Origin of the sequence: Nostoc sp. CHAB 5715 (assembly GCF_020829685.1) — a bacterium.
Classification (GTDB): Bacteria; Cyanobacteriota; Cyanobacteriia; order Cyanobacteriales; family Nostocaceae; genus Nostoc.
Map to the genome: position 1 here is coordinate 1 of NZ_JAIVFR010000368.1, position 6,660 is coordinate 6,660.

Genomic DNA, 6,660 nt, shown 5'->3' on the forward strand with positions numbered 1-6,660 from the left:
TCCTACCTCAACACCCAGCGATCGCATTTCTAAAGATGCTATTCGCACCAGTTTGAGGGCTTCCACTCTCGATGGTGTTTTCGCAGCAGTTTTCTCTATTGGCACTGGCGGAGTTTTGCTAGGTAATTTCTTGGTGGAGTTGGATGCCAGCCCGATAGTGTTTGGGATGCTGGCTTCTATCCCGATGTTGGCGAATCTTTTTCAGCCAATAGGTGCTTACTTGTCTGAACGCAGCACTAGCCGCTTTCAGTATTCCCTTGGCATTTATGGGATTGCTCGGCTACTGTGGCTGATTTTAGTAATTGGCATTGTTAGCTTTAGTTGGGGAGGACTTAATTCCAACCAATTAGTGGTATTGTCCCTCCTGATTCTCGTATGCAGCCATCTTTTGGGAGGACTAGGAACTGCATCGTGGTTCAGTTGGATAGCAATGTTAGTCCCACGGCGATTGCGAGGTAGATATTTCGGGCTACGCAATAGTATTGCCAACTTAACCGAGTTAATCAGCTTGCCAATAGCTGGTCTAGCTGTATCACATTGGTACGGGGGGTCTATCCAAGGTTATGGGGTGATTTTGCTCTTAGGCATTATCTTTGGAATTGTGAGTTTGGGGTGTCAATATTTCCAGGTAGATATAAATCCCCAATTACAAAATACTTATTATGCTAACTCATCTCAAACAAGTGAAATTCAGTCAGACTCGGCACCAAATGAACCTGATGAGATATCTGAAGCAATTTCTCTGCCGCAAATACCAACTCCCCAAAACCAGATAAATAACAGCATTTGGAAAAACTCTAATTTTTTGGTGTTTCTGCTTTATTTCGGCTCATGGTCATTTGCTGTTAGCCTGAGTGCTCCGTTTTTTAACCTCTATTTGCTAGATACGCTGAACTTGGATGTGAGTTGGGTAACTTTCTACAACAGCCTGCGAGCAGGGGCACACATGCTAATGCTCATCGTGTGGGGTAGATTAGCAGATAAAATAGGCAATCGTCCGATTTTAATTTCTAATGGAATTCTAATTGCAGTCATACCCTGGCTATGGCTGACGATTGGTTCTAGTCCTCTCGACCTCTGGCTGTGGTTGCCGCTGTTACACATTTTCATTGGGGCTAATTGGGGAGGAGTTGACTTGTGTAACAACAATCTCCAGATAGAGATTGCACCAGTAAAAAATCAGTCTATCTATTTTGCAACAGCAGCAGCTGTTGCTGGAGCAAGTGGTGCTTTAGGAGCAACTATCGGTGGCTTCATTGCTCAATTTGCTGGGTCTTTTGGCATAGCAGAAGTATTCATTGTGTCTGGGATATTACGATTAGCGGCACTTGTGCCACTTATTGTTAAAAAAGATTTGGGTAGTTAGGGTAAAATTTGTTGGTTACGGATGTGAACAAAGAATGTTGTACTCAGACTTAAAATTTTTCCACCTACAGAAAGAATTGCTAACTTAATCTCTACTCTATACTGAAAAATCTTTGTTAGATAGTGACAAAGTTCATGTCAGGAAAACAGGTTTTAGAAATCTGTTGTTATATAAGCTGATATGCATTTAGTTTGCAGTCTGGTAAAAACTTCTGTTTCAATATGCAATTTGAATGCCAATTAGCTTATCTGACCCCAATTAGTTAAATTTCAAAATCTGAAAAAGTTACTATGCTCAAGGTAGACACATCAAAAATCAGCCCTCAACAAGTTGAAGCTTTCGAGCGAGACGGCGTTATCTGCGTCAAAAATGTTTTGGATGACATCTGGGTAGAACGGATGCGAACAGCCGTTGAAAAGAATGTATTAATCCCTGGCCCTTTAGAAGTTAAGGGCATCCCCAAATCAGAAGGTCATGTGGAACATACCAGTAACTTATGGCTCACTGATGCTGATTTCCGTGCTTTGGCTTTTGAATCTCCACTAGCAACACTCGCTGCTCAAGTCTTGAAATCGAAAAAACTTAACTTTTTGGGTGACGGTTTCTTTGTTAAAAAGCCGAAAGCAGACAGCCGTGTCGGCTGGCATAACGACAAATCTTACTGGCCTATACAAGGCGAGCAGTGTTGTAAAATTTGGCTGGCTTTAGATAGTGTCAACCAAGAAAATGGTAAATTAGAGTACATTAAAGCCTCTCATCTATGGGGCAAGGAGTTACGTGAAGAATCTGACCCCTCGTGGTTTGTAGAGCCAAAGCCTCACGAAATTTTGTCTTGGGATATGGAGCCTGGAGATTGCTTGGTTCATCATTTTATGACAATTCATCATTCAGTAAGAAACACATCCTCCACACGACGACGCGCAGTAGTGATTAATTGGACTGGCGATGATGTTACTTATGATCGCCGCCCCAATGCTTGGCCTTTCAGACCTCTTGAGGAAATTGATATCCCAGAATTTGAGTCTCTCAAAGCCAAAAAACCTGGGGAGCCGATAGACTGCGATATCTTTCCGAGAGTTGAACTGCATCGCTAGTGCGGAATTTAAAGGTGGTTGCTGCTATTGTTAAGGATGCGATCGCTATACAAAATCTTATAGTGATAGGACTTACGCAAAAATTGCTAAAAAGCTTAATTTATCGAACCGCCAAGACGCCAAGAGCGCCGAGAATTAGTAGAGTGTACGTAAGTCCTAAGTGATTCTCCTCAACTATGTAGCAACCATAGTTGAAATTTATTTAGCTGAGTTTATCAAAATGTTAGGTGAGTACTAGGATGTAATTTTGTCAAGTTCATCAAGAATATTGCTATCTATATCGATGTCAAATTTCCGAGCAAAATGAGCAGATGATGCAAGCAGATTAGGCAAATCTTCCATTAGCAATATTTTGGGATGAGGGCCTCCGGTTGACCAATCAACATATCGCCGACAGTCATTTTTTAGTTTCAGGTGAGATGCATTACCAAGTATAGTTTGAATATACGCCTCCTCTGGATACTTGAGCTTACTGTAATGTAAGGTTACGGCATTTCTCTGTCCGTGGAAATCGATAATGTACTCAGCAGCTTTGCGATTGGCACAAAACCATTGACTTCCACTGAAACAAGCAAGGTTATTTGAAAAAGGAAGAAAAGGTTTCGTTAATAAAGGATGTTCTATGCGTATTTCTATATTCAGTTGACCAAAGTATTTTTTTAAGTAATGAAAAGAAAACGACTTCGTACAGTATCGTTCATAAGAATTTTTTAACCATACCATATTTTGTATTACATTATGTTTATAAATATCGTATGTAATCTGCTCATGCTCAACATAAGCATCGTATGGACTTGAGGCTAGCTCATCCAATATTTGTCTTGCAGTTTTAATAGGATAGTCTGATCCACTAAGGTATACAAACCAATCTGGTGGATCTGGTATCTCGTACATTAGTTTAAGTGCCTGTATTGTAGCCTCTTCTACAGAAAAATCTGCCCACTTTGTTTGGATGTAGGGGCGTACTAGTAAAACATTTTTTGATAGAGTATCTATAGATAAATCACTTTTTGAAAAATCATGATGACACACAATTACAGGATGATCGAACATCTTATTTAATTGATTGATTAACCTGTAAATTTGTAGAGGTTTTGCGTGTGTTAATAAAAGAAAGCCTAGTGTTGGGCTGGTGTTCTCGTGCATTTGTCCAAGTTGTAGAGGTATTTATATTAAGTTGCATTCCACGAGATTACTTTTGAAATAACTATGGAATGTGGTAATAAAATTACTCCAATACAGTACACTATTACGCTACAATCTGGCAAGAACAAACTTGATGTTAATAAATAAACAATTAAATCAACAATGATTAAGCCTCTATTGATTAACACTTACGATCCCAAGGGAGGAGCAGGAGCTGCTCGTGCAGCTTATCGGCTACATCAAGAACTCCTGAGATTAGAAATTGATTCTCAGATGCTAATTCAAGATAAAAGAATAGCTGACTCTACTGTAGTTAGTTCTCCCAATAAGGTAGCTCAAATAATGTGGAAAGCTCGTCCGATGTTGGATGCTTTACCACTAGAACTTTATAGAAATATGCCACGTAATCCTGTATTTTTCCGGCTCCAATGGCTCCCTAATACAGTTACGTCGCAAATTGCTAAACTTGACCCAGACATCATTAACCTGCATTGGATATGTGACGGATTTATACCAATTGAAGCACTGGCAAAATTCAATAAACCTATTGTTTGGACATTTCATGATACATGGGCATTCACAGGTGGATGCTGCTATTCTCTAGGGTGCGATCGCTATACAAAAACTTGTGGAAATTGCCCTCAACTCGGTAGCAACCATAGCTGGGATTTCTCTCGCTGGGTTTGGCATCGTAAAAATAAAGCATGGCAAAATCTCAAGCTTACTATTGTCAGTCCTAGTAATTGGCTTGCTGAATGTGCTAAATCCAGTTCACTATTTTCAAATAGCGACATCAGAGTTATTCCTAACGGGTTAGATATCAGCATCTATAAACCGACGGAGCGTCAAATAGCTAGAAACTTACTGAACCTCCCACAAAATAAGCAACTACTTCTATTCGGAGCAATCAACGGAACTAGCAACCCCAGAAAAGGATTTCATCTATTGCAATCAGCATTGCAAAAATTGAGCAAGTCTGAGTGGAAAGATAAGATTGAACTGATTGTTTTTGGTTCATCTCAACCTCAAGAACCAGTTGATTTAGGTTTTAAGGTACACTACTTAGGCAAAGTTGATGATCAGAATAAACTAGCGCTTCTGTACTCATCTGCGGATGTGATGATTGTGCCATCGATTGAAGATAATTTGCCACTGACTGCTTGTGAATCCGTGTCCTGCGGTACACCTGTGGTTTCTTTTGATTCAACGGGACTCAAAGATATAGTTGAACACCAAAAAAATGGATATCGAGCGCAATGTTTTAGTTGTGATGACTTAGCAAATGGTATTATCTGGGTAATAGAGAACAAAGAGCGGCATCAAAAACTTTGCGCGAACGCTCGTGAGAAAGCCGAACAAGAGTTTGCGATCGAGCTGCAAGCACATCGTTACTTATCCCTCTTTGAGGAAATGAGTAAGCCCTCGTAGAGAAGCTTCTCGTAAACAAGCGATCGCTGCCTCAACCGACTCTTAATTAGCGATCGCTCACCCATACACTACAAGCGGAAAAACCTATACCAAGAAATTCACTATCAATTTTGCAACGCTTTTTTATTACTGCCTAACGTTTCATTAATAGCCATGATTAATAACTCATTTAGAGGGATTCCCACTGCTTTAGCCATAGAAGAAATCACGCTTTTTGGGGCAAAAGAACAATACAAACCGGCTTCTAAGAACCAAGGTTCTCCCTCTGGGTCGATCCGAAAGTCAAATAAACTGTAGTGGCGACAACCCAAAGCCTGATGACACTTCTTAGCCACTTGCTGAACTTTCTGGGTGATTGAGTCGTTAGGGTCTACGATCCAAGACTTTTTATTATCTTTAGCAGCAAAACCCAAGTTGCCATCGTCCGTTTGTTTGAGTTTATCAGCATGGTTGCGGATGGGTTTTTCGTGGGGGTCTAACAGATACTCTTCAAGGGGTAAACCCACTAGCTCCCCGTCTTTGACAATGATACCGCATCTGACTTCTCGACCGAGTTCGATGAATTCTTCTACGATCACCTCATCTGAATATTCAAATGCTTTCTTCAGAGCAGCGTCATAGTCAGTAGCCTCTTTGACTAAGGCCATCCCTAAAGAGTTATCGGAGCTTACAGGTTTGACGATCGCTGGAGGTGTAATTGTCGGAACGTCTCCTTGGTGAAGCAGTTCTCCACGAGGCACTTTTACCCCTGCGGCTTCGACAATTGCTTTGGTTCTGGCTTTGTGCGCCGTTATTGCCATGATATCTGGAGTATTGCCTACGTAAGGGATCTTCAGCAGATCGAATAGGGCGCGGTAGTGAGTCATTCCAGGAATACAAAACATTTGTGGTAACACGATGTCAATGTTTTGCGCTGTTAGAAACTGTATGGCATCGGACAGAGGAATCGGTTTGGTGTCAGCAATATCTTCAGGGCTGAGGGAGGGAGGAAATCGCCAGTGGCGATCGGGTGTGATGTATGCAATCTGAAAGTCATAGTGCGATCGATCTGCCGTTGCTGCCAGACAATCTTGGGCGTAAAGGCGTGACAAATCACAGTAAAAATCATTGTATGCAGACCCAACTAAATGAAGGATACGAAGTACTGGCATGATTCATCTTCCTATATAGTGTTAAAATTTATACAGCATTTTCCAGTTGAGTGGGCTACAAGAACCCCACCCCCAACCCCCTAAGAACAAGCTCTTTGCTTGCTCTGATGTACTGATTTCTTCTTTAATTACGAATTATGAACTTGTACTGAGCGACTCGTGCCGAGCGACTTGTACTGAGCCTTGGGAGAGCGTAGCCGACTTGTACTGAGCGGCGTCGAAGTAAGGGTGTAGTCGAAGTAAGCCGAGGTAAGCCGAAGTATTACGTAGCTTGCTTCTCGCATGAAGGCCGAGTATTACGAATTATTTTAATCGCCACCTAATTCCACCAGTTTGCCAATGTTGAAGTCTATTTTTACCCATCCTTTGAGTTGTTGCAGATTTTTCAGCAAAAGCAAGGGAATTTGCCAGTGATGCAAAGTTAAAAATGGTATAGGGTCATCAAGACTGTAAATGGCATCAGTGCCTCGCACTA

At 41.3% G+C, this 6,660-nt stretch carries 5 protein-coding genes and 1 pseudogene; 3 read left to right on the plus strand and 3 right to left on the minus strand.

Features of this window, described 5'->3' with window-relative positions; translation table 11 throughout:
• Both LC574_RS20230 and LC574_RS20235 read left to right on the plus strand, forming a co-directional pair.
• Positions 1 to 1,366: MFS transporter (locus tag LC574_RS20230; protein ID WP_229455204.1), on the plus strand; the 1,366-nt coding region annotated here is incomplete at its 5' end.
• A 290-nt stretch (positions 1,367 to 1,656) separates the two neighbouring features.
• Positions 1,657 to 2,460, plus strand: a complete 804-nt coding sequence (locus LC574_RS20235; protein WP_229455206.1) for a phytanoyl-CoA dioxygenase family protein — start codon at positions 1,657 to 1,659, stop codon at positions 2,458 to 2,460.
• A gap of 234 nt (positions 2,461 to 2,694) precedes the next feature.
• Here LC574_RS20235 and LC574_RS20240 read toward each other — a convergent pair whose 3' ends face one another.
• The gene (locus tag LC574_RS20240; protein ID WP_229455207.1) at positions 2,695 to 3,606 is read right to left on the minus strand and encodes a beta-1,6-N-acetylglucosaminyltransferase; all 912 of its coding nucleotides are present in this window, start codon (positions 3,604 to 3,606) and stop codon (positions 2,695 to 2,697) included.
• A 162-nt stretch (positions 3,607 to 3,768) separates the two neighbouring features.
• Between LC574_RS20240 and LC574_RS20245 the strand changes: the two genes are divergently transcribed.
• The gene (locus LC574_RS20245) at positions 3,769 to 5,034 is read left to right on the plus strand and encodes a glycosyltransferase family 4 protein (RefSeq protein ID WP_267871616.1); all 1,266 of its coding nucleotides are present in this window, start codon (positions 3,769 to 3,771) and stop codon (positions 5,032 to 5,034) included.
• A 104-nt stretch (positions 5,035 to 5,138) separates the two neighbouring features.
• On the opposite strand, the gene LC574_RS20250 is transcribed toward LC574_RS20245, so the two are convergent.
• The gene (locus LC574_RS20250; RefSeq protein WP_229455208.1) at positions 5,139 to 6,185 is read right to left on the minus strand and encodes a D-alanine--D-alanine ligase; all 1,047 of its coding nucleotides are present in this window, start codon (positions 6,183 to 6,185) and stop codon (positions 5,139 to 5,141) included.
• A gap of 308 nt (positions 6,186 to 6,493) precedes the next feature.
• Positions 6,494 to 6,660: pseudogene (locus LC574_RS20255) on the minus strand (ATP-grasp enzyme); the annotation flags it as partial.